General features: G+C 35.0%; 23 protein-coding genes. 9 read left to right on the top strand and 14 right to left on the bottom strand.

Annotation, left to right across the window (positions count from 1 at the left end):
* Positions 1-56: 56 nt before the first annotated feature.
* From MXE27_RS04370 to MXE27_RS04335, 8 genes are all read right to left on the bottom strand, one after another.
* Positions 57-344: a hypothetical protein gene (locus MXE27_RS04370; RefSeq protein WP_248611184.1), complete on the bottom strand. Its 288-nt coding sequence runs from the start codon at positions 342-344 to the stop codon at positions 57-59.
* A 9-nt stretch (positions 345-353) separates the two neighbouring features.
* Positions 354-1,565, bottom strand: a complete 1,212-nt coding sequence (locus MXE27_RS04365) for an HD domain-containing protein (protein ID WP_248611183.1) — start codon at positions 1,563-1,565, stop codon at positions 354-356.
* A 247-nt stretch (positions 1,566-1,812) separates the two neighbouring features.
* Positions 1,813-2,643, bottom strand: a complete 831-nt coding sequence (locus tag MXE27_RS04360) for a F420-dependent methylenetetrahydromethanopterin dehydrogenase (protein WP_248611182.1) — start codon at positions 2,641-2,643, stop codon at positions 1,813-1,815.
* A gap of 174 nt (positions 2,644-2,817) precedes the next feature.
* Positions 2,818-3,267 carry a cysteine peptidase family C39 domain-containing protein gene (locus tag MXE27_RS04355; RefSeq protein ID WP_248611181.1) on the bottom strand — a complete coding sequence of 150 codons (450 nt, stop codon included), beginning with the start codon at positions 3,265-3,267 and terminating at the stop codon, positions 2,818-2,820.
* Positions 3,268-3,381: 114 nt separating this feature from the next.
* A complete protein-coding gene (locus MXE27_RS04350) occupies positions 3,382-4,452 on the bottom strand; it encodes a glycosyltransferase family protein (protein WP_248611180.1) in 1,071 nt (356 codons plus the stop codon).
* Positions 4,449-5,633, bottom strand: coding sequence for an oligosaccharide repeat unit polymerase family protein (locus MXE27_RS04345; protein ID WP_248611179.1), 1,185 nt, complete (start codon positions 5,631-5,633; stop codon positions 4,449-4,451). Before MXE27_RS04345 ends, MXE27_RS04350 begins: the two co-directional genes overlap by 4 nt.
* A 20-nt stretch (positions 5,634-5,653) precedes the next feature.
* Entirely contained in the window at positions 5,654-7,000 is a 1,347-nt protein-coding gene (cfbB, locus tag MXE27_RS04340; RefSeq protein WP_248611178.1) for a Ni-sirohydrochlorin a,c-diamide synthase, read from the bottom strand.
* A gap of 146 nt (positions 7,001-7,146) precedes the next feature.
* Positions 7,147-7,680, bottom strand: coding sequence for a hypothetical protein (locus MXE27_RS04335; RefSeq protein WP_248611177.1), 534 nt, complete (start codon positions 7,678-7,680; stop codon positions 7,147-7,149).
* A gap of 649 nt (positions 7,681-8,329) precedes the next feature.
* On the opposite strand from MXE27_RS04335, the gene MXE27_RS04330 reads away from it, so the two are divergent.
* A complete protein-coding gene (locus tag MXE27_RS04330; protein ID WP_248611176.1) occupies positions 8,330-9,445 on the top strand; it encodes a putative DNA modification/repair radical SAM protein in 1,116 nt (371 codons plus the stop codon).
* Between the two features lie 41 nt (positions 9,446-9,486).
* Here MXE27_RS04330 and MXE27_RS04325 read toward each other — a convergent pair whose 3' ends face one another.
* The 5 genes from MXE27_RS04325 to MXE27_RS04305 all read right to left on the bottom strand — a co-directional run bounded on the left by MXE27_RS04325 (position 9,487) and on the right by MXE27_RS04305 (position 14,202).
* Positions 9,487-9,915 carry an AAA family ATPase gene (locus tag MXE27_RS04325; RefSeq protein WP_248611175.1) on the bottom strand — a complete coding sequence of 143 codons (429 nt, stop codon included), beginning with the start codon at positions 9,913-9,915 and terminating at the stop codon, positions 9,487-9,489.
* Positions 9,916-10,689, bottom strand: a complete 774-nt coding sequence (locus tag MXE27_RS04320; protein WP_248611174.1) for a ParA family protein — start codon at positions 10,687-10,689, stop codon at positions 9,916-9,918.
* 176 nt (positions 10,690-10,865) lie between these two features.
* Positions 10,866-12,695 carry a threonine--tRNA ligase gene (locus tag MXE27_RS04315; protein WP_248611173.1) on the bottom strand — a complete coding sequence of 610 codons (1,830 nt, stop codon included), beginning with the start codon at positions 12,693-12,695 and terminating at the stop codon, positions 10,866-10,868.
* A 192-nt stretch (positions 12,696-12,887) separates the two neighbouring features.
* Complete coding sequence (locus tag MXE27_RS04310; protein WP_248611172.1) at positions 12,888-13,301, bottom strand: hypothetical protein; 414 nt, start codon at positions 13,299-13,301, stop codon at positions 12,888-12,890.
* Between the two features lie 112 nt (positions 13,302-13,413).
* Positions 13,414-14,202, bottom strand: a complete 789-nt coding sequence (locus MXE27_RS04305) for a TrmB family transcriptional regulator (protein WP_425438269.1) — start codon at positions 14,200-14,202, stop codon at positions 13,414-13,416.
* A gap of 151 nt (positions 14,203-14,353) precedes the next feature.
* Between MXE27_RS04305 and rd the strand changes: the two genes are divergently transcribed.
* The 4 genes from rd to MXE27_RS04285 all read left to right on the top strand — a co-directional run bounded on the left by rd (position 14,354) and on the right by MXE27_RS04285 (position 16,688).
* The gene (gene rd, locus MXE27_RS04300) at positions 14,354-14,509 is read left to right on the top strand and encodes a rubredoxin (protein WP_282730806.1); all 156 of its coding nucleotides are present in this window, start codon (positions 14,354-14,356) and stop codon (positions 14,507-14,509) included.
* 109 nt (positions 14,510-14,618) lie between these two features.
* Positions 14,619-15,908: a hydroxylamine reductase gene (gene hcp, locus MXE27_RS04295; protein ID WP_425438271.1), complete on the top strand. Its 1,290-nt coding sequence runs from the start codon at positions 14,619-14,621 to the stop codon at positions 15,906-15,908.
* Positions 15,909-15,973: 65 nt separating this feature from the next.
* Positions 15,974-16,312, top strand: a complete 339-nt coding sequence (locus tag MXE27_RS04290) for a cupin domain-containing protein (protein ID WP_248611170.1) — start codon at positions 15,974-15,976, stop codon at positions 16,310-16,312.
* 52 nt (positions 16,313-16,364) lie between these two features.
* On the top strand, positions 16,365-16,688 hold the full coding sequence (locus MXE27_RS04285; RefSeq protein ID WP_248611169.1) for a cupin domain-containing protein: 324 nt from the start codon (positions 16,365-16,367) through the stop codon (positions 16,686-16,688).
* Positions 16,689-16,733: 45 nt separating this feature from the next.
* On the opposite strand, the gene MXE27_RS04280 is transcribed toward MXE27_RS04285, so the two are convergent.
* The gene (locus tag MXE27_RS04280; RefSeq protein WP_248611168.1) at positions 16,734-17,975 is read right to left on the bottom strand and encodes an MgtC/SapB family protein; all 1,242 of its coding nucleotides are present in this window, start codon (positions 17,973-17,975) and stop codon (positions 16,734-16,736) included.
* A 167-nt stretch (positions 17,976-18,142) separates the two neighbouring features.
* Here MXE27_RS04280 and ilvD point away from each other — a divergent pair, with 167 nt between their 5' ends.
* The 4 genes from ilvD (at position 18,143) to MXE27_RS04260 (ending at position 22,955) form a co-directional block, all read left to right on the top strand.
* Entirely contained in the window at positions 18,143-19,798 is a 1,656-nt protein-coding gene (gene ilvD / locus MXE27_RS04275) for a dihydroxy-acid dehydratase (protein ID WP_248611167.1), read from the top strand.
* A 125-nt stretch (positions 19,799-19,923) separates the two neighbouring features.
* Positions 19,924-20,349, top strand: coding sequence for a signal peptidase I (locus tag MXE27_RS04270; protein WP_248611191.1), 426 nt, complete (start codon positions 19,924-19,926; stop codon positions 20,347-20,349).
* Between the two features lie 145 nt (positions 20,350-20,494).
* Positions 20,495-22,198, top strand: coding sequence for an arginine--tRNA ligase (gene argS, locus MXE27_RS04265; RefSeq protein ID WP_248611166.1), 1,704 nt, complete (start codon positions 20,495-20,497; stop codon positions 22,196-22,198).
* Between the two features lie 157 nt (positions 22,199-22,355).
* Positions 22,356-22,955 carry a hypothetical protein gene (locus MXE27_RS04260; RefSeq protein ID WP_248611165.1) on the top strand — a complete coding sequence of 200 codons (600 nt, stop codon included), beginning with the start codon at positions 22,356-22,358 and terminating at the stop codon, positions 22,953-22,955.
* Positions 22,956-22,986 lie beyond the last annotated feature (31 nt).

Raw genomic sequence — 22,986 nt, 5'->3', positions numbered from 1 at the left:
AATGACATTTTATGATTTTAGTTAACCCTGCTTAATTAAAAAAAAAAAATAGATTATCAAATTTCTAAATTTTTACTAAATTCCACATAATCCTTTCTTAAATTATTCAAATCGTGTTCCATTTCATTTAATTCATGAGGTTCTATTTCTACTTCTAGGTTCTGATAGTTAGAAATTAAGTAATCAATCTCATCTAACAGTGAATCTATTTGATTAATCTGGAAATTTAAAAATTCATTAATGGCTTCTAAATCTTTATTTGATATTGAATCAAGTGTTTGACGCTTAGAAGATGCTAAAACCATTATTTCATTATATTTTTCAAAAGTTTGATTATGATCCATTACAATCCCTTACCTATCAATTAATTTCTCTAAATTTCGGAAAATTTGTCCAAAATCAATGCCAGATACTTTTTTAGATTTCCACTCATCCATCATGCTTTTTTGAGCTTCTTCCATGTCTTTGGACGTTATCCCATGACGAAATGATATCTTGGTCTCAGCGAAAGCAGCTAAACGATCACACGCCTTAAGAATTTCTCCATCTAATGGCAAAAACTCATTCTTATTGTATGTTCTATTCAGTTCTTTAAATGAAACAAAAATAATTTCCTCCTTCTCTTTGATTTTGTTTTTAAATTCATTTCCCGTGAAATACTGCATTTCTTCGTGCCATGTCTTTGGAAGAAGAGGAAGTAACTCTCGTTTCATCTGATAATCCTCATATTCCTTTATAATGTCGTCTAAACCTTCAACCGATTGTTTAACTGGGGAGATGATATCTTTAGTCAATACTTCAGGTAAGTCATGGAACAGCCCCGCAAAGAAGTTGTTGTAGATTCGCTTTTCACACGGAATTATTCCAATTTCCATAGTGAACAAATAAGAAGTAGCTGCTACAATCAACATATGCCCTAAAACCGATGTTTCAGGAATTCTCGGAGAATGAGCCCATCTTTTTTGAAACCTTAATTGTCCACAGAGATCTATGAAACCAAAAGATTTCTTTTCTAACATTATTTTTTGAACACCAATTAAGTCGTAGTGATCCTCGATCTGGTTTTCAATATTTTCCTTGGTTTTTTCTATACCATAAATAAAAGGAGCCGTGTTGTAAATAATTTTAAATTCCCAGTCGGTGGCCAGATAATGGGCCGCCCTCAAGATTTTTCGTTCTAAAGTAGTTTCTCTACTAGATAAATACGTTTTAAATTTATTTTCAAATTGAGTGTCGTTTAAACCTTCTAAATCAACTTTTAATTCATTTAAAACGTGCTTATTAAGTTCTTCCCTCTTATCATCCATCATACGGTGGAATACTGATGGTTTGAGATCGGTTAAAACTAAACGATAGAGAAAATCAAATAAAAATCCTTCAATGAGGTTTATCCAATTGATAGATCCTTTGCCCCTACTATCTTCCTCGATTTTAGCCAAAACATAAGCTATGATCATTTTATGTGCTTGTTTATCCAATTCAGTAAGTTCTACTGGACGAATATGATCATTCCATCGTTCCATAGTGGCTGCTTTGAAAAAACGTTCTATAAGGTTTTCTATCATGATTTCACCCAAATATGAATAAAATAGATAATTAATATTGGATAATATTAAATATATAATTATTTATTAATAAATACACCTATCTTCAGCTACCCTAACACTTACAACCGTTTTAAAATAAAATATGATGAGAAAAATTTCTTATAAATTTATTTTAAAAATAATATAAAATAAGAATCTTAAAAAAAGCAGAATTATTTAAAAAAACAAAAAAATAAGCAGTCCAAAGGACCGCTTGTTAGCTAATTTATTCCGGTTTGTCCATTAAAGCAGACTTAGCCATGGTTTGTCCTTTACCGCCGTGTGGGGTTCGGACAACAGTATCGTTAGCTTTTTCGATTTCTCGAGCTTCAGCTGCGAGTTTTGCTGCAGTTGTAATCATTTCGTGAGCAGATGCAACGATTGGTATGTATTTTTCTGCATCTCTAACCATGAAACAACCTTCTACATCAATATCAGCTACTTTGGTAGCGATATCGTAAGCAGCCATAGCTTTAGCTTTAGCGTATGGGCTGGAGAATTCAGCAGCTGCAACAGCTACATCTCTAGAAATTACCACTTTAGGTAATTCGATTGCGCTTCCTACTTCAACAGCAGATACAGCAGCGTCGATTGTGTTTTGTACAACTCTGTAAGCACCAGTTAAAGCTAATACTTTAATTACATCAGCGTTGAATGACGCCATTTCAGTTGGGTCCAGGAATTCTCTTCGTGCACCGATCATTGGGTCGGCTTTAACGATGATGTAACCTAAACCTTGTTCGTCCATTTCGTCTTTGGATCGTAGCCCTGGAGCGTCACCAATTATGATGGCAGGTACGTCTGCAGCAGATAATAATTCTCTTGCTTTAGCAGGACCTGGAGCACCTGGGTTAGGGCTTATGAATATTACAAAGTCCCTTTCCATTTCAAGCATTAATGGTACGGCTTTTTCAATTTCTTCTGGGTTCATCTTAGCCCCAGAACCTACTACACAAACATCTATGTTTGGCCGGTCAGCTCTCTCATCAAGTAATAAGTCCAAGACTGGAGATGTACCTATGTTACCACATTTAATTATACCGATTTTTACAACCATTAGATCACCAAAAAGTGTTACTACTTATAATATTAAGTACTTTTTGATTTAAATCCGATAAGTAAGTATTTATAGTAGTAACATGTTTTTATGAATTAATATTAAAAAATAGAATATTTATTCGAGTATTATTATTACTCACGTTATGATTTGATCCTTTTTCACAATTAGTAATCAATTTTTCTCATGATTTTTTATGCGAATTCCTGTTTTTTTAATTACCAGAGCATTGCCTGTGTAAAGTTTTTTAAAATATTCTTTAGTTAATTCAACTCTTCCCAAAGCAGGGTCTGCTAAGAATACTGCTTTATCTTCTACTCTGTCAATCACACTGTAGTGGAATTTTCCGCCGAAATTTAAGAAAACAATATCCATTCTCTTCAAAAGTTCAATATCAACTCTCATTCCCACAGCATCAATTCCCTTAGATCTAGCAGCGCACATTAAACCATACATACTGGTACCTGTCTCATCAGTGCCTGCAATATTCGCAATTTCCTGTTCACTACAATTAATGCCCATTCCTCTAAGCACTATGACCAAGGCAGCAGGACCACAGTTATATGGAGTACTCTGTACAGCGATTTTTTCTTCACAAGATTCATTTTCTAAAATGTTTTCCATAATACTAAACTCCAAATGTGTATTAAATAAGTAATAATTATTTTAGTATTTAATATTATTTGAAGTGTGAAAATTAATCAAAAGTGAAAAAAAATATTTATCAAAGAAATGCAGTCATCGGAATTTAGACCGTGCATCCCAAATCCTTTTTAAACTTTTATAACCTCCCTTAGAATGAGATTGATGTTTAAAAGTTTCTATTATTTTAATCAAGCTATCAGTAGCGTTTTTAGAATTTTTAAGGAGATTTTTTGCCTGTGGATGAGATAAATCATTTATTTTTTGAGGAATCTCTTTAATTTCCACGATTTTTATCCCCAATTCTGTGGCCAGATCAACACTGGCATGTTTACGGTGAAATCCCGCTATTTTAAGACAGGGGACATTTAAAACCGCGGCTTCAATGGTCATGCCCATCCCTGCCCCATAAATCATAGCCGATGAAGCATTCATAATGCTTGGAAGATCAACAAATCCCTCCAGAACCTTAATATTTGATGAATTAACCATTTTTTTAATATGATTCCTATCGAATCTAAAAGGAGCAATAAGAACTGATTTTTCCAAACTTTCGACGGCATTTATTAAATTAGGCAGATCTTCAATCTTTAAATCTCCACCTAAAGCCAGCAGAATAAACTCATCTACACCATATAACTGATGAACTTTCTCTTTGTCCATAATATCAACAGGAGTGAGAAAATTTGCAAGAGGGTATCCTCCAATATTGCGAATATTTGTAAGGCCATACTTATCTTGAAGATATTTCTTATAATTTTCAGATGGCGCAGTGATTATGTCTGCAAATGCTATAAGCTCAATAGGATTATAGATATCCTGTTCAATATGAAGGGTGGGAATTCGCAGTATATTAGCTGCTGCCAAGCCTTTCCTAACATCTCCTGCATTGCCACAGGTTAAAAGTAGATCAATTTTTTCCCCCCGTAGAGCATTTATGGTCTTGAATATATCAATCATTACTAGATAAGCCAGCTGCGAATTTGATCTTTTTTTAGAACCAGCCCCTCTCCCCTGACCAATGAATTTGATCTTGTTGCAATAGGGCATTAATAATTCATCAGCACCAATTCCATGAGCCAGACCTAAAATTTCAGCATCTAAACGTTTAATCACAGGAATAATAGATTTTGCAGGTGCTAATTCTGCTGCAACAGCAATTTTCATGAATTGCTTGCCCCCTCTGAATCATTTGCATATTTGATTAATCCATAACTCATCACAACCAAGGCCATTACGTAAAAAAGCCATACAACTAAATCAGTAGGGCCGGTTTCAATCCAAACTAATGTTTGAGCCAGAATAACTGCATAAAAAGCCGTGTAAATTCCTTTTTTAAGTTTTTGTAGAACATAGCATAACTGAAGGATTAATCCTAATAAAAACATCTGGATAAACATAGCCCATGCTCCAAAATCCAGAATACTTGGGCCAAATATGGTGGATGTAGTGGAATGTTTGTATCCCAAAACTACTTCCCCTACAATTGCCCTAGGATCAGCAGACTGGAAAAATCCAGTCATAGAATAATAAAATAATTTACCCTGAGTAGCGCCAGGTAACTCCAACAATTTATCAAAAACAGTTAAAGTATAACCTGCCCGGTAAAATATTAGTTCAAACGGATTTAAAGACCACTGCTGCCATTCAATTGATTTAACAGCGACGTATCCCACCAATAATCCTAAAATTAAAAGCCCGGTAATAAATGCCAAATAATAGCTCCACTTAAAATTTCGAGTATAATAAAGAGTAATGAATCCACTTAGTAAGATAACTATGGTAGTGGTCCTGTACCCCGTTAAGGCGAATATCCCCATCCCCACTACGAATAATATATAATACCACTTTCTATTGAACTTAGCCAGCAAGACATTGATTCCAGGCAAAAATAAGAGATAAGAAATAACCCAGATTTTAGTAACTGCTTTTGCTTTTAAGTAGCCACTGAAAAGAGGTATTCCTCCAGAATTTAGAATGTTAATACTTTGTAGCAACAGTCCCATCAATACAATTATCAGAATTATAAGTTCCAGGCGAGTGAAATATTTAGGACTTATGCTAATATTTCCAAATTTATCTTTTAAGTTTTTATAATCCACATATACCCTATCTAAAAAATTAAATGAATTTAATCTAGTTTTTATAAGCAAATTGGGAGTTTGAATTCCTAAAGTAAAAAATATGCTCCCTAATATAATATAAATAAAAACCCAAATAGATGGTTGTTTCAAGCCCCGGATATTATAATAAAACGCAGGAATAGCCAGAACAATATATAAAAATAGGGCAAATATGATGATGTAAGGCGAAAAGACATCTATTTTTATAGAATTAATAAATTTCATAGTATCTACATTTCATGATTCTAAAATTCTGCGGCATTTTTAGTTAAATTAGCTGCAAATCCCGGACATGCTGCGGCATGTGTGTGAACATAGCTAGCCACGGTATTTTTTTCCATTATACCGTCTTGAGAATTTATTATTCCTTTTCCACGGATAATCTCAAATGCAAATTTGGCATGGTTATCGGTTTTTATTTTAGAGTAATGGAACTCATGCCCCCGGAAAATGTCTCCTTTTTTAGAAATAATATTATTCTCTTGTGCTTTAGCAATTACATAACTCAGCCCCTGCACCTTTTTAGTCATAGTCGCAGGATAAGGAAAGACCCCTGACATTTTATGCTGGTTTATAGACTGCATGAGATACATTAATCCTCCACACTCCGCATAAAGAGGTCTGCCATCAAGATGGAATTTTTTTACTGACTGCAGCATTTTCTGATTTTTTTCAAGTTCGCCTGCGAAGATTTCAGGATATCCCCCACCGATATAAAGTGCATCTACATCAGGCACTTCTTCATCGTGATAAGGACTGAAAGGAATCACCTTAGCAGAATTATCTTCCAATGCCTCTAAGTTTTCTTTATAATAAAATGTAAAAATCTCATCCAGGGCCACCCCTACCTTTACTTTTTTTCGATTAGTTATCTGCCATAGGTCTTCTCTTTCAGATGATATTTTACCTGCATTGCCCATTATATCTTCTAATAATTCCAGGTCAATATTTTCTTCAACTACCCGACTCCATTTTTCAATAAACCCTAATAAATTCTCTCTTTCAACTGCTGGAACCAGACCCAGGTGTCTTTGTTCAACTGTTAGTGAATCACTCCGGGGAATACCTCCAATAACAGGAGTATTAGTTAGAGTTTCTATTGCTTCTTTTGCTTTAAGGTAATGTCTCTGACCTTTAACTTGGTTTAAAATAACACCTTCAATTTTAATTTCAGGGTCCAGCATTTTAAAGCCCAGCACAACTGCAGCTGCACTTTTAACTAAACTTCGTGCATTCATAATAAGAATAACAGGAGCATTCAATGCTTTAGCTATTGACGCAGTGTTACCCACATCTCCTGTGGGACTTATACCCTCATAAAGTCCCCTGACACCTTCAATTATGCCGATTTTAGAATTAGATATTTTCATTGCTCTGAAAAACGCTTCCCTTATCTGGGCTTCAGACATGAAAAAAGAATCTAAATTACGTGAAGGTTTTCCCGTGGCTAGAGTATGATAAGTAGGGTCAATGTAATCTGGTCCTACTTTAAAAGGTTGAATTTTATTTTTTGAAGAAAGAGCACTCATTATGCCAGTGGAAATTGTGGTTTTTCCCACAGCACTCCCGGTGCCGGCCAATACAATTCTCATAAATATATACTCATTCCCCATTTTATTTAAGTATTTGAGTAGAAATAGTGGCCTCAGTGAAATTGCAAAAATAGGAGTTAAATTAATTCAGGACAATACATGGGAAAAAAATGAGAGATTTGAGGATTTATAAACTAGATCCTCATTCATTTTTTCGATTTAACTTTTTTAAGATATTTAGCTTTGGAAGTGTGTGATTTCCCATGAACTAAACAGTAATCTGCATCACACGAACTGCAGACCCACATACCCTCTGGACAACTACGTCCTTCTTCATAGACTAATGTCCCATGTTTTTTACAGTAGGGACAGTAATTTTTAAATTTGGAGTAGTGTTCTTTGTAGTCTTTGTGCAAACTGCAGGAACACCGCCCTTGAGATTCCAAATATTCTGAATCTACTATGATAGAAGAAGCACCCACTTTTGAAGAATAAGCTTTTGATGAAGACTTAACTTTCTTGTATCGAGTTACATATTTATAACGAGTAACATTTTTGTATGTCCACTTACCCAATGTCTCAGAATAATACCATCTTTTAACTATTATTTTAACTTTGACTTTTATTTTTTTCTTTTTATAAACCGCATTTACGATAGAAATATCTTCATCTGCGTTTATAGAATTATTAGAGTTCAATTTTTGAACTGATTCTGTGGAAATACCTTGTGAAAAAGACAAACAACAAACCACTAACCCTACTGCGAGTAATAGAGTATATTTAATGTATCGCGTAATTGTACCGCCTCCATGCCCAAATTTTAAAAATACCCCATAAGAGTACCATTTGGACTAATTCATATCACATGGCCATGGCATATAAATGTTTTGGTCCAAAACCCTGAAAAATGGCTTTTAAGAACTCTTTTTTAAGATTAAAGCGCTTTTAAAAAGTATTGGTGAATAAAGTATTAACCATATAATGATGATTTTAAATTATAAGAATTAAGAACCTATACCCGATTTTTTTTAAAAAATAGGCCTTTCTGTTTGATTGTTCCCTTATTAAAAACAATAGAAATTTATTTTAAAGTGTAAAATGCGAATTATTCAGAGTCAAAAAATGTTCAAGATATTTTTTTAACTAAAAAAATGATTTTTAAGTGTTTTTAATTAAAAAATTGGTTTAAAACATTTTTTAATAATTTAACATGTTAATTAGAATTTATAATCGCTAGTAAATGAATGATTGTCTTTAAATAATTATTTTCACTAAAGTTTTATCTTTCACAATGCCTATTTTTATCCTTTTTATCCTTTTTTTGTAAAATTATTCTTCACATGGACTACCATAAACAATTTAGTATCTAAAAAAAATAATAGTTAATTAATGAACACCATGCGTAAAATGCAGATTCTGAGTGACACTGCACAATATGACTTATGTGATTATGTTAATCATCAGAAACAATCTCGCCCTAATCTCCCGGGTATTTATTATAGTACTGGGAGTAATGGTTGTCAAATACCCTTATTCAAAGTTTTAATGAGTAATAAGTGCTGCAACGATTGTAAATATTGTGTTAATCACAAAGATAGAAACTTTACCCGCATGGAACTAACTCCTGAAGAATTAAGCCGTTTTTTTTTAAATTATTATCAAAATAATTATGTTAATGGATTATTTTTAAGTTCAGGAATCTCTGGAGATATTGATTCTACTATGGAAAAAGTAGTGGAAGTAGCCAGGCTTTTACGTTTAGATTATGGTTACAATGATTATATTCATCTTAAAATCATACCTGGTGCTTCTAAAGATATAATTAAAAGAGCTATGGGTCTAGCAAATAGAGTTAGTGTGAATATTGAAACTGCTACTCCTGAGGGGTTAAGTGAACTTACTACCACCAAGGACTATCAAAAAGATATTTTAAGAAGACTAAAGTGGATCAACCGCATACACTCTAAAAATCCTAAATATGCTCCCTCCGGACAAACAACACAAATGATTATTGGGGCTACTGATGAAACTGATGAAGATATTCTAAATAGAGTTAAGTGGTTATATAAAAATCTCAATGTTAAGAGAACATATTTCAGTTCATTCCAACCGCTGCAAGAGACCCCCCTTGAAAATCTAGATGAACCCCATCCTCAAAGATCAGGAAGGTTGTACCAGGCCGATGCGCTTATTAATTCATATAATTTTAAAATAGATGAACTTGTTTTTGACGACAGCGGACTTTTAAATATGGATCAGGACCCTAAATACACTGCTGCTTTAAATATGGATATTTTCCCTCTGGAAATTAATCAAGCATCCTACAAAGATCTTCTCAGGGTGCCGGGAATTGGGGCTGTTTCGGCAAAAAGAATTATTGCTATAAGGAAAAAACGTCCATTTCAAAAATTAGCGGATTTAAAAAAAGTGGGAGTAGTTGTAAGTAGAGCTGAACCTTTCATTAAACTGAAAGGTACTTACCAAATGGCACTGGATAATTACTAAAAAAGAATTATAAGTTGTAACTTATAAGTTATAAGTTATAATTAGAGGTCGTTGAAAAGATCCCATATCTCCGGATATTTCTCTTTTACAGCCTCATCAATGAGTTTTGATGCTTCGTTACTTATACTAAACTCGGGTTGTGTTTTTTTGAGATATCTTAAGACCGCAGCAGATTGGGCGGACCATAAAGTAATCCTTGGGTTATTTTTTACAGTTTTTGAAACAGCACCTAACATCTCATCATCTGCAGAAACTTGAGTTTTAGAAGGTTTATTAGGGCGAGCTTTCTCTTTTTTCGCGGCTTTATTCTTAGTTTTTGGTTTCGATTTTTTGGGAGCCGGCTTTTTTTCTGGTTTTTCTTCAACAGTTTTTGGAGTTTTTGAAGCAGGTTTGGTCTTGGATTTTATAAGAGCATCCAGTCCCATGCCCAAGCCCAAGCTTTTTGATTGGGAGGATTTCTTTTTAGTCATTTATTCCTCCTCCATTTTTACCAGCTCCTGTGCCAATTTAATATAAGCAATGGTACCAGTGCTCTCTTGATCATATAGTATACATGGTTTACCATAGCTGGGTGCCTCTGCCAAACGCACATTACGGGGAATGGTTGTTTTGAAGATATGTTCTTTATCACCAAAGAATTTTTTAACTTCGGTGTGGACGTCCCTGCCCAAACGGGTGCGGGAATCATACAGAGTCATTAAAATACCTTTAATAGGAGAAGGACTCTGAAGTCTTTCATCAACCAAATTCATAGTTTTTAATAAGTCCGCCATGCCCTCTAAAGCATAATATTCTGCCTGTATTGGTATTATAACACTATCTGATGCTACCAGGGCATTTAATGTAAGAATACCTAAAGAAGGAGGCACGTCAATAATTATATAATCATAAAATTCTTTAACCTCATTGACTGCTTCTTCCAGAATAGAGTGGTATCCTATTTCCCTACTTAGTTCCACTTCTGCTCCACTTAATGAAATATTGCATGGAACCAGGAATAGACCTTCCACCATGGTAGGAATAATCACTTCCTGCATGTCATTTTGTCCACTTAAGACTGAATAAATGGTAAAATCCAAATCAGATTTTTGAACTCCAAAACCAGTGGTGGCATTCCCCTGAGGATCTAAATCAATTATAAGGACTTTTTTGTCCAATAATGCTAGAGCAGTAGATAAATTTACAGCAGTAGTGGTTTTACCGCAGCCTCCCTTCTGATTAATTATTGAAATAACTTCACCCATTCTAAAACCTCCCTATGTTACTTTTTGTTAATAATTAATATTAGTTATAAGTTATAACTCTTTTCATTAGTATAAGTTATAACTTATAAGTTATAATAAAATTAAAAATTGAATATCTGAGTGAAATTAATAAAAACTCTTTCAAACAGCACTTTATAAAAATAAAAAAATGACCCTTAGAAATTAATTCTTTGGGAAATTTTAACAGGTAAAGGCAATCCTCTAAATGGCATGGAGTTGTTATCTTCTTGAACTCTTTCTATCAATGATTGTATAGTCATGCTTTCTTTAGCCTTAGTTTCTCGAATATTAACAGTTAAATCACTGCTTTCAAGCTCGTTATCACCAATAACGACCACATATGGAACCCAATCCTGAGCAGCATTACGTATTTTTTTACCAACAGTTTCAGGTCGATCATCAACATCTACCCTGATGTTCTGCTCTTTAAGTTGATCCGCCAGATTCAGAGAATATTCCATATGTCTCTCAGCAATAGGTAAGAATCTAACTTGAGTAGGAGATAACCATATCGGGAGCATTGGTGGTTTTTCATTAAGTTCCACAGCCGTTTTCTCAAGTAAACTGCAGATAACCCGTTCAATACTGCCAGTAGGACTGCAGTGAAGAATGATGGGACATCCCTCCTCCTCATTTTCTTCCAGGTAACTTATACCAAATCTTTCACCGCTTTCCACGTCTATTTGAACAGTAGGATTCTCAATAGGGCGCCCTAGATAATCAATGGCAGCAAAATCCATTTTAGAAACCCAATAATGCTTTCTCTCTGGTAAAATTTCCAAGAGCAGAGGTTTTCCAATTTTTTCAGCAGCAGCATACATCCAATCTTTGTATTCCTGGTAAAAATCTTCAGTTGCTCTGAAGATGACTTCATAATTCACATTGAAGTCTTTGCCTGTTTGCATACACATATCAATCTGTTTATCAAATTCTTCCAGTGACTGATCTAAATCACGGCAAACTGTGTGTAAATCAGGCATAGTAAATCCGCGAAGTCTTTTAAGTCCAACAACTTCTCCTTTTTTCTCCAACCGGAAACTGTAAGTGGAAAGTTCGTATACTTTTGCAGGGAGATTTTTCCAGGTTAAAAATGAATCGGATAATATTCTAAATGCCCCGAAACAAGCGGCAAATCTCAACATGAGTTCTTTATTTTTATGGCTCATTCTGTATTGCCTTTCACCAAATTTCTCAGCATGGGCGCGTATAGCATCATCTGCCAAATCATACATGATTGGAGTTTCTACAGGCATGGCTCCTTCTTTACTCACCAATAAATATACATAGTCAGCCAGAAGGTCTCTGATTAAACGACCTTTAGGATACCATCTTAAATGACCCACATCAGCAGATGGCTCGTAATCAGCCATTCCCTTTTCCTTCATTAATTTAACATGAGGAGGTTCTTCTCCAGTAGATTCCGCTTTACCTAACTCATACATTACCAATTTTCGCAGATCTTCATTTTCAAATTTGAATTCAGAAGCAGGTATAAGTTCTTTTTGATCCAGAATGTACCATTTGGATTCTTCAGACTTTTCTTCCTTAACTTCTTCCTTTGGTTTAGGAGAAATAGTTCTGGAAAGTTCAGATAAAGGGTGTCCTTTGCAGGATACTTCAAAAGATTTGTACCAACCAAACGGTACTCTGACCACTTTTAAACCATCTTGGAGAAGTTGTTCTTCTACTCCTTTTAATACAGTTTTTGCCGCATCAGGAGAACTTAAAGATGAACTTAAGTGAGCATAGGGGTATATTACAATATTATTTGCCCCTACTTTCCCAAAGACGTCTTTTATTTCAGTAACAGCATTTGAAATAACTTCGTCTATATTCCCTTCATCTTCTTTCTCTACAGCAGTAAAAGCTACTAAAGAGTTATCAAATGATCCTTGTTTTTTATCATCGTCTATTTTTTCAGCTATTTTTGTTTTGGACTTGGTCTGATACTTTAAATAATCAGAATGAATTAAAAGTACACGCATTTAATCACCTTCTACACTGAAGATGGGTATAATCTTCATTTAGAATCAATAAAAATTCTCTATAAAATAAAATCTACACCGTATTATATAAGATTAACCTCGGTGAAAATAAGAAATTCAATTAATGTCATTTAAATGATGGTTTAAAAAAAAGTTAAAAATAATATAAAGTAGAAATCTGCTGTATTTTTATCAGGGCTTTAGTGTATTAATATATTTTTTTATATAGTATCTATAGTAGAATTTAACAGCAGAATATCTGGTTTTAAAGATTTTTTTCCCATATCTCTCGTCAATAGCATGCCATTGTCTAAAAATTAGTTTTTTCTTAGAAACTTTTGTCAGATAATTTGTCCAAGTGTATCGATAAGTAAATTTAGTTGATCCGGGATCTTTCACATAAAACTTCTGTTTAACCATTACCTTATTTTTGCCCTTTTTATATACCATGAAAACTATTTTTGTATTTCCTGGTTCTAAATAAGGATTATAGATCACTTTTTTATCTAATTTAACCCATTTAGCTGCAGCTACCGGTTCTGAAAATTGAATACCTACTGCAACTGCAAAAAAGACCAGCAAAACAAAAAGCGCATATTTTTTCATCCATACACCCCCTTGTATAGAATAAATTATTTTGTGTATGACTATCTGTTTTAAGTGATTATTAAATATAATTCCCATTAGAAATTATGAAAAAAATATATTAAATAAAGTTTCATCCCCTTTTAGGCATGTCTCCCTCCCACATATTCTCAAAAACATTAGCATAATTGCGAGCTATTTCTGGATATTGATTCCATACCCCAATAGCACTCTGTGAAACTGCTTTTTTCTCTTTACCAGAGAACTTGGAAAAGATCAACATCATTTCCATACCATCCCTTACAATCATTTTTACAAACGGTATTTGATAAATCCTTATCTCCGCATTTATTCCTGCTAATTCTTTAGATAGGTGGATTTTTTTATCCCCAATTATAGCAAATGGTGCCGCCATTATTTTAGTTTTAACTCCTCTACGATTGGCCTTATTTATTTTGGATTTGAGGTGTTCTGCTTCGCCCTCAAACATGAACCCTGCCCTTATATTGATGCTCTCTTTTGCCCTGGAAATTATCTCCATTTCTTTTTTAATTATCTTTTCCGGGCCATGGATAAGCCATATGGGGGCTGGAACTTTGGATATTTGACTTTCATAGTCTGCCGTAAGTTCCAGTTCTGCTTCTTCTAAATCTTCCATTAAACTTTGTCTATGTTTTTGGAAAATCTCTGCTGGAGGCACTACTACGTACTTTAAAGGTCTTCCCCGTTCAATCTCTACAAACCCTTTTTTGGCCATTTCTTTTAATATATCATAAATTCTAGAGCGGGGAACCTTAGAATCATTACTAATTTCTGTAGCTGTTCCAGAAATCATAGATGTTAAAGTCAGGTAAGTTGTGGCTTCATAATCAGTTAATCCCATAATTTTAAGAGAGTTCCATGTTTTTTTGTTCAAAGGCACGTTATCACCGTTTAATAATATAATGAATCATTAAGAATCAGATTTATATCATTTTAAAATTATTTGTTTTATTTTATACTGACTTAGTGACAAAAACTATATATGTTTTCCGGATAGGGTTTAATATAGGGAAAAAATCTGGAGAGATATCATGAAATACAGATGTATTGTGTGCGCATATATTTACAATCCCGAAGACGGAGACCCTGATTCCGGAATAGAACCCGGCACTTCATTTGAGGATTTACCTGATGACTGGGTTTGTCCTCTGTGCCAGGTTGGTAAAGATCAGTTTGAACCGTGCTAATGAAGATGAAAGAGGAGATAGAATGGGATTTGTTGATCTTATAAAAGGGAAGACTAAAAATCAGGATTCTAAAGGAGGAGATAAAATGGATAAAAAAGAAGCATTAGATATGTTTTGTTACCAGTGCTCACAAACTGCTCGAGGGACTGGATGTACTGTTAGAGGAGTATGTGGGAAAGAACCAACTGTGGCAAGGTTACAGGATAACCTACTGTATGCTATAAAGGGAATATCTGCTTACCTATACCATGCCCGAGAATTAGGATACACTGACGATGAAGTAGATGCCTTCCTGGAGAGAGGATTTTACTCAACATTGACCAATGTGAACTTCGATGCAGGTAAGTTTGTAGAACTAGCCTTGGAAGCAGGTAGAATGAATATTAAAACCATGCAACTTCTAAAAAAAGCCCATATAGATACTTACGGTGAACCCGTGCCTACAGAGGTACCAGTAGGTGCAGTTAAAGGACCGGGAATTTTAGCCACAGGGCATAGTCTAAAAGCTTTAGAAGAACTCTTAAAACAGACAGAAGGTAAAGGAATTAATATTTACACCCATTCTGAACTATTACCTGCCCACGGATACCCTGAACTGAAAAAATACAAGCACCTTGTTGGACAATTAGGAGGTCCATGGTTTGATCAAAAGCAAACTTTTGCCAATTACAATGTAGCTGTAGTAGGAACCTCAAACTGTGTATTGCTGCCTAAAGATGAGTACAAAGAAAGAATGTTCACCGTAGGGGTAGCTGAACTACCAGAAGTCCAGCATATAGAAGACTACAATTTTACTCCAGTTATTGAAAAAGCTTTAGAACTAGGAGATTTAGAAGAAGAATCAAGAGATACTGTTTTAACCACTGGATTTGGAGCTTCCACCGTATTATCTCTTGCTCCAAAGATTAAAGAATTGGTAGAAGCTGGAAAAATCAAACAGTTTGTCTTAGTTGGAGGATGTGACTCTCCACTGGCCAAAGCCAAGTACTATACCGAATTTGTGGAAAAATTACCAGAAGATGCCGTAGTTTTAACTCTGGCCTGCGGCAAATACCGATTCAATGCCATGGATTTAGGAGACATTGAAGGCGTACCACGACTCATAGATATCGGACAGTGTAACGATGCGATTGTGGCCATAGACATTGCTGCAGCATTAGCCGAACTATTCGACGTAGGACTGAATGAATTACCATTGACCATAGTCTTAAGCTGGATGGAACAAAAAGCAGCAGCTATTCTATGGAGCTTGCTTGCTCTGGATCTCCAAGGAATGTATATTGGGCCAATATTACCGGGATGGGCCAATGATGATATCGTGAATGTTTTAGTAGAAAACTACGGACTCACCCCCCTAGGAGAAGCTGAAGACGATATTAAAAAAATTATGGGACAGTAAATTAATCCAAGATTAGGTGCTATTCTACAGCATCTCTTTTAATTTTTTTATTGGAGAACATTAATATGAAAATCACAGAAGTTAAAAATGCGTCCATATCTGAAACTCCACATAAAGTTGATGTTCGTAAATTATATGACACTGAAAATGCAATAGCAGTTCATATTACTTTAAAGCCAGGCGAATCACTTAAAAGGCATGTCACCCCAGTTGATGTGTTTTTCTATGTTTTAGAAGGTACCGGTATAGTTGAAATAGGTGATGAAAAAGAAGAAGTAGTGGCAGACTCATTAATTGAAAGTCCTGCTAATATAATGCACTGCTGGTATAATGAGAGTTCTAAAGATCTTAGATTTCTCGTGATAAAAGTTCCGCGCCCTATTAAAGATACTAGAATTGTCTAAATTAGAAAATTATTTAATAATATCCGATTTATATAGGTAAATGGTGATTTTTATGTCTGAAGATTTAAAATCAAAAGCATTGGATATAGCTGATTTGATTGCATATCAAGAAGGATCTGTAGTTAGTAGAGAAATAATCCGCAAAGAAACAGGCACTGTGACTATATTTGCCTTTGATAAGGGAGAAGGACTTAGTGAACACAGCGCTCCTTTTGATGCATTAGTTCAGATTATAGATGGTGAAGCAATTATAACCATTTCGGGTAAGGAAAAACATGTGAAACAAGGGGAAATGATTATCATGCCCGCCCATGAACCACATGCATTACATGCTGTGGAAAAGTACAAGATGCTCTTGACCATGATAAGGTCTTAAAACATTATTTAATTCTTTTTAACAATTTTTTCCAAGAAAACTTTTTTAAATAAAAATAACTGCAATTACACCGGCAGCAATTATAACTGCAAATAGCATTCCTACATTTTTTCCAAAGCTGCGAGTTCCTAAAAGAAAGGCAATTCCAAATTTAACAAGGGTATTAGATATGCTGGCTAACGTAATAGCCGTTACTGCAGTGGTAGCAGATAATGTCGAATTTTGTGCTAAAAGTGCCATGCTTATGGTGATAGCATCCACATCTGCTATCCCCGATATGATACTGGCCATGTAAACGCCTTTACTTCCAAAGTAGATATTGGCAATCTTACTTAAGAATAAAATAGCTATGAACAATGCCCCAAATATGAGTGCTGGTTTTAAAGAGAAGGGATTTTCAAGTTTGACTTTAGGATCCATTTCTTTAATCTTTGAACTTCTCCACACCCATACCCCTAATAAAATTCCTAAAATACCCATAACTAACATAGGCGCTGCAAGTAATGGAGCTATAGTCGGATTTATTACTAAAACTTCTAAAAATATCCGTAAAAACATCATAGAACTGGCTACAACTGCTGCAAATACTGCTGCCTTCATTAGTGTTTCTGATTCTCTAACCCTAGCAGCCATGGCAGTCACGACAGCTGTGCTGGATACTAAGCCGCCAATAATCCCTGTAATTCCCACGCCTCTTTCTGGGCCCAAAAATCGCATGGCAATGTATCCCGCATAACTAATTCCAGAAATGAATACTACCATCAACCACACCTGGTATGGGTTGAAAACATCCCAAGGGCCCATGGACTGGTCAGGTAAAAGAGGTAGGATAACAAAGGCAATTATTAAAAATTTCAGGGTATCAATCATTTCTTTTTCACTGATTTTTTGAGCCATGCGATGTAATGACGGCTTTAAAGCCAAGAGCGAAGTTATGATAATAGCCAGTATAGGGGCTAATTTGTATCCATCACCCCAATAACACAGGGCCCCTAGTGAAAATGTTAAAAGAGCTGCTACTTCTGTAGTAAGTCCCAAGTCACCGTTGTCTCGGGTGCTAACCCAATAACTCAACCCAACTAAAATAGAAAGCCCTATAAAAGCAATCAAAACAAAATAGGAAACTTTTGTAGATAAATAAGCCGAAATAATACCAAAAAGAGCAATTAAAATAAATGTCCTTACTCCTGCAAATTCGGTTTCTTTGGTTTTTCGTTCTCTTTCAATACCAATAAGAGCACCTATAGACAAAGCAATTACAAATTTTAGGAGGAGTAATGTGTCCATGTTTAATTTATATACAATTCAAATATAAAATAATAATAGAATTTAATTATATATATCAAATTAATAGGCACAACAACTATATTATATTAAATAAGGCATAGTCCATTTGAATTAATTTGATTGATTTTAAAAATTATTTAATGAGATTTATGATAATTGGTGATTAAATGAGAAGCGATAATATAAAAAAAGGCCTTCAAAGGGCTCCTCACCGTTCACTGCTTCGTGCGTGTGGAGTCACTGATGATGATTTTGAAAAACCATTCATTGGAATAGCTAATAGTTTTACTGATATTGTACCTGGCCACATCCACTTAAGAGATCTGGCTGAAACTGTTAAAATGGGCATCAGTAAGGCAGGAGGAGTGCCTTTTGAATTCAATACCATGGCCATTTGTGATGGAATAGCTATGAATCATGAGGGAATGAGATATTCTCTTGCTTCCCGTGAAATAATTGCCGATACTGTAGAAAGTATGGTTCAGGCCCACAGCTTAGATGGTCTGGTACTTATGCCTACCTGTGATAAAGTTGTTCCAGGGATGCTTATGGCTGCCGCTAGAATGGATATACCATCTATTGCAATTACTGGGGGGCCCATGCTTCCAGGTAAATTTCAGGGCAAGGCTGTGGACTTAATAAATGTTTATGAAGGCGTAGGTGCTGTCACTTCAGGTAAAATGTCTATGGGAGAATTAAACGAACTTGAAAGGTGTGCCTGTCCTGGTGCTGGCTCATGTGCTGGTTTATTCACAGCCAATACTATGGCTTGTCTAACTGAAGCCCTGGGTATGAGTTTACCTGGTTGTGCTACAGCTCACGCAGTGGATGCTAAAAAAATGCGCATTGCCAATTCCACTGGAGCAAGAATAGTTGAAATGGTAAAAGAAGACTTGAAACCATCACATATTATGACACAAGACGCATTTAATAATGCGGTTGCAGTTGATTTAGCTTTGGGAGGATCCAGTAACACTGCACTGCACATACCAGCTATTGCTAGTGAACTGGAAGAACACTGTGTTAAAGTAGATTTAGAACTTTTCGATGTTTTAAGTAAAAAAATACCCCACATAGCTTCTATTTCGCCTGCTGGTGAACACATGATGCTGGATTTAGATAGGGCAGGAGGAATACCTGCGGTATTAAAAGCGTTAGAAAGAGTATTGGCTACTAACACCGTCACTTGCAATGGTTCAACTTTAAAAGAAAATTTAAAAGAAGTTCATGTGCGTGACGATACCGTTATAAGACCTATTGAGAATCCAGTGCATGAAGAGGGCGGAATCGCGATTTTAAAGGGCAATTTAGCACCTAATGGGTCTGTTGTTAAACAGGGCGCTGTAGCAAAGGAAATGCTTATTCATAAAGGACCTGCTAGAGTTTTCAACAGTGAAGATGAGTGCGTAAAGGCCATATTTGACAATGAAATTAAGGAAGGAGATGTTATTGTTATCCGTTATGAAGGACCTAAAGGTGGTCCCGGAATGAGAGAGATGTTGAATCCAACTTCAGCAATTGTCGGAATGGGTATAAAATCCGTAGCCCTCATAACTGATGGAAGATTCTCAGGAGGTACCCGAGGCCCGTGTATAGGACATATATCCCCTGAAGCCATGGGCAAAGGCCCCATATCCGCCTTGGAAGATGGTGACATAATCAGCATTGACATCCCTAAACGATTGCTAGAAGTGGAACTATCTGCTGAAGAAATCCAAGAAAGATTGAAATCTGTTAAAGCCCCAGATAGAAATTTAAAAGGTTGGTTAGCTCGTTATCAGAGATTAGCAAGTTCTGCAGATAAAGGAGCTATTTTAAGATAGTTCTCATTATTTCTCAGGTGAGAACTGCAAAGTATTAATAAGTAAATCCTCAATAAGAAAATGAATAGGGATTATTTAAAATTAGGATTTACTTATTTATTTAATCAGGTGTTAAGATGAGCGACATCCAGGATATAAAAGAGATTGCTATTTACATCATAATCATTATCATAGGCCTAATTGCTGCACAACACATGAATGTTGTAGTATCAGGAAGTATGGAACCAGTTTTCTATAGGGGAGATATTGTACTAATAGAAAAGGCTAATTTCCTGGGAATTGAAGAATTCAATGCTGAAAATCTTCAAAAAGGTGACATAGTAATCTATAATGCTACATGGTTCCCTGAACCAGTTATTCACAGAATTATATATGTGGGAACTGATAATAATGGTAAAAAATATTACGTTACCAAGGGAGATAATAATCCAAGCCCCGACCCCACGGTGGTTTATCCATCACAAGTTACATCGAAAGTAATTGAACTGGGGAACTATCCGGCATTCATTCCTAAGGTAGGTTATATAACTCTTTGGATTAGAGGATTATAACAAAGTGGACAAAAGTCCATTCATTTTTTTATTATAAGAAAATCATATTTATTAGTAAATAATTTAAATTAATTTTTATATTATTTTTTATAATAAACAGATAATATTATAAAATTTATTTTGCAACATCATGAAAGGTGAATTAATGTTTAATATAATCGAAATAGAAGCATTAGAATCATTAAAAAAAGCTTTGAATCAGCTTAATTATCCTGTTCCTTCAGAAATAAAGCTGGAAGAACCACCGAATCCGCAAATGGGAGATTTAGCTACCACCATATCATTTCAGCTGGCTAAAGAACTTAAAAAATCTCCTATGGAAATCACAATTAGTATACTTGGTGCACTGGAAAGTCCGGAAATATTTGAGAGTGTGGAGTCCAAGGGCCCCTATATAAATTTCTTTGTTGATTATAAAAAATTCTCCCGCATGGTTGTGGAAGGCATAGATGAAAACTACGGTCAACTGCCCAGGCGATCTAAAAAAATAATCCTAGAACATACTTCAGCTAATCCTAACGGGCCATTACACATAGGCCATGTAAGAAACGCAATAATAGGAGATTCCCTATCCCGAGTTTTAAGGGCTGCAGGTTATGAGTTAGAAACACAATACTATGTTAATGATATGGGCCGCCAAATAGCAATGGTAGTGTGGGGACTTATAAATATTGGTGATGATCTAGAATCATATGGTTCTGGTGAAAAAAAAGACCATCAAATTGGAAAACTATATTATCAGGTCAACCAAGCCCTTAAAGAAAATCCAGAGATGAAGATTGAAATTGATCAGCTAATCAAAAGATATGAAAATGGGGAAGACCCGGACCTTAATGAAAAATTTAAGTTTGCTGTTTCCAGCTGCATAGACGGTATGAGAACTACCATGCAAAATCTTCACATCAACCACGATGCATTTGTATGGGAAGGGAAATTTGTAAGAAATGGTTCTGTTTGGGATATTGTGGATAAACTCAAAGAAAGTGGACATACCAAGCAAAATGAAGTTCTTTATTTAGATTTAGAAGACTTTGGTCTGGAAAAAGAGTTGGTATTAACTCGATCTGATGGAACATCACTTTACTCTACCAGAGACCTGGCTTATCATATGGAAAAATCAGAGAAAGGAGATATAATCCTAGATATCCTGGGATCTGATCATAAACTGGCCATTGATCAAATAAGAATCGCCATGGGATTACTTGGAGACAAGTCCCCTGAAGTAATTTTTTACGAATTCATAACCCTACCAGAAGGATCCATGTCCACCCGGCGAGGAGTATTTATCTCAGTGGATGATTTGATGGATGAAGCCATAAAAAGGGCTTTAAATGAAATTAAAAAAAGAAGGCCTGATTTGAACCCTGAAGAATCCGATAAAATTGCTAGGGAAATAGGAATTGGTGCAATACGATATTATATTGCTCGTTTATCACCAGAAAAGCATATTGTTTTTAAATGGGACGATGCCTTAAGCTTTGAAAGAGGTTGTGCATCCATACAATACGCTCATGCTCGAGCAGGTAAGTTACTGGAAAAGTCAGAGGCCTTCAGTGAAGATGAAGTGACTATAGAAAGTCATTGGACTCCTGAAAATATAGAAATAGACCTCATAAGGACTTTGGCAAAATTCCCCAAGACTGTGGAAGAATCAGCCCGCATTAGAAGAGTCCATAATATAGCCCAATATGCCCAGGATCTAGCCAATGCATTCAACAAGTTCTACAAGTCCACCCCAGTTATTGGCTCTCCCTACGAGAATGCCCGATTGCTGCTGGTGGAGAAAAGTAAGATGACCCTTAAAAATTGTCTGGAACTTTTAGGTGTTAGTGCTCCTGAGAGCATGTGATTTTGTGAAAAATCACTATATTAACTTTTTATAATAAATACTCCATATAATAATTGATTATAATTTTTATTCTTTTACACTAATTAATTGGAAACCATTTTCATGATTTGATTAAAAAAATTGTAATTATTTCAATTAAAAATATGAAGATGAAAAAATGGAATTAGGACTGGTAAATTTTCAAAACAATTATGAAAAAAAAGTGCTTGATTATCGTGATCATACATTGGCAACATTAATGAATATATCCGCGAATGATTTAAAACGCCATTATGCCATTGTCGATTTAAAACCTTTTTCACATATTTTATTAAATATGCATTTGGGGGAAGAGTTTTCACCCTTACGATTTTATTCACTAGACGAATTGGAAGGAGATATTTATTTTTTTATAGAAAATTCTGCTGATCTGGAATATGCAAATTTGTTCCTCAAATCCAAAAGCAAATCTATGAAAAAATTCTTTTTAGAAGAATACTTGAAGTCCATCGATTTCTTGCCAGAAGAATTCTTTGAACCAATATTGAGGTGTCCAGTTGCTTTAGAGTGGGATGGAATGACTCCTTTATCTGGTTATTCCATGATTGATCTTCAAATTCTGGCTGTTATCCCTAAAGATAATGATTTAGTCCATAAACAATTTGAAGCCATAGGAAAGAAAAGATTAGACCAGGTAAAAGACTTACTCTTTGACAATAATATGATAAATAAAGTGAGCAACTCTAAATATTTTTTTATAATAAATCAAATTGAATAGTTTTTATTTGGAAAAAAGAATTAAAAAAATA

Origin of the sequence: Methanobacterium alcaliphilum (assembly GCF_023227715.1) — an archaeon.
In the GTDB taxonomy this organism is placed as follows: Archaea; Methanobacteriota; Methanobacteria; order Methanobacteriales; family Methanobacteriaceae; genus Methanobacterium_E; species Methanobacterium_E alcaliphilum.
The sequence above is the reverse complement of the archived record's forward strand: the minus strand, read 5'-3'. Positions and strand labels throughout refer to the sequence as shown.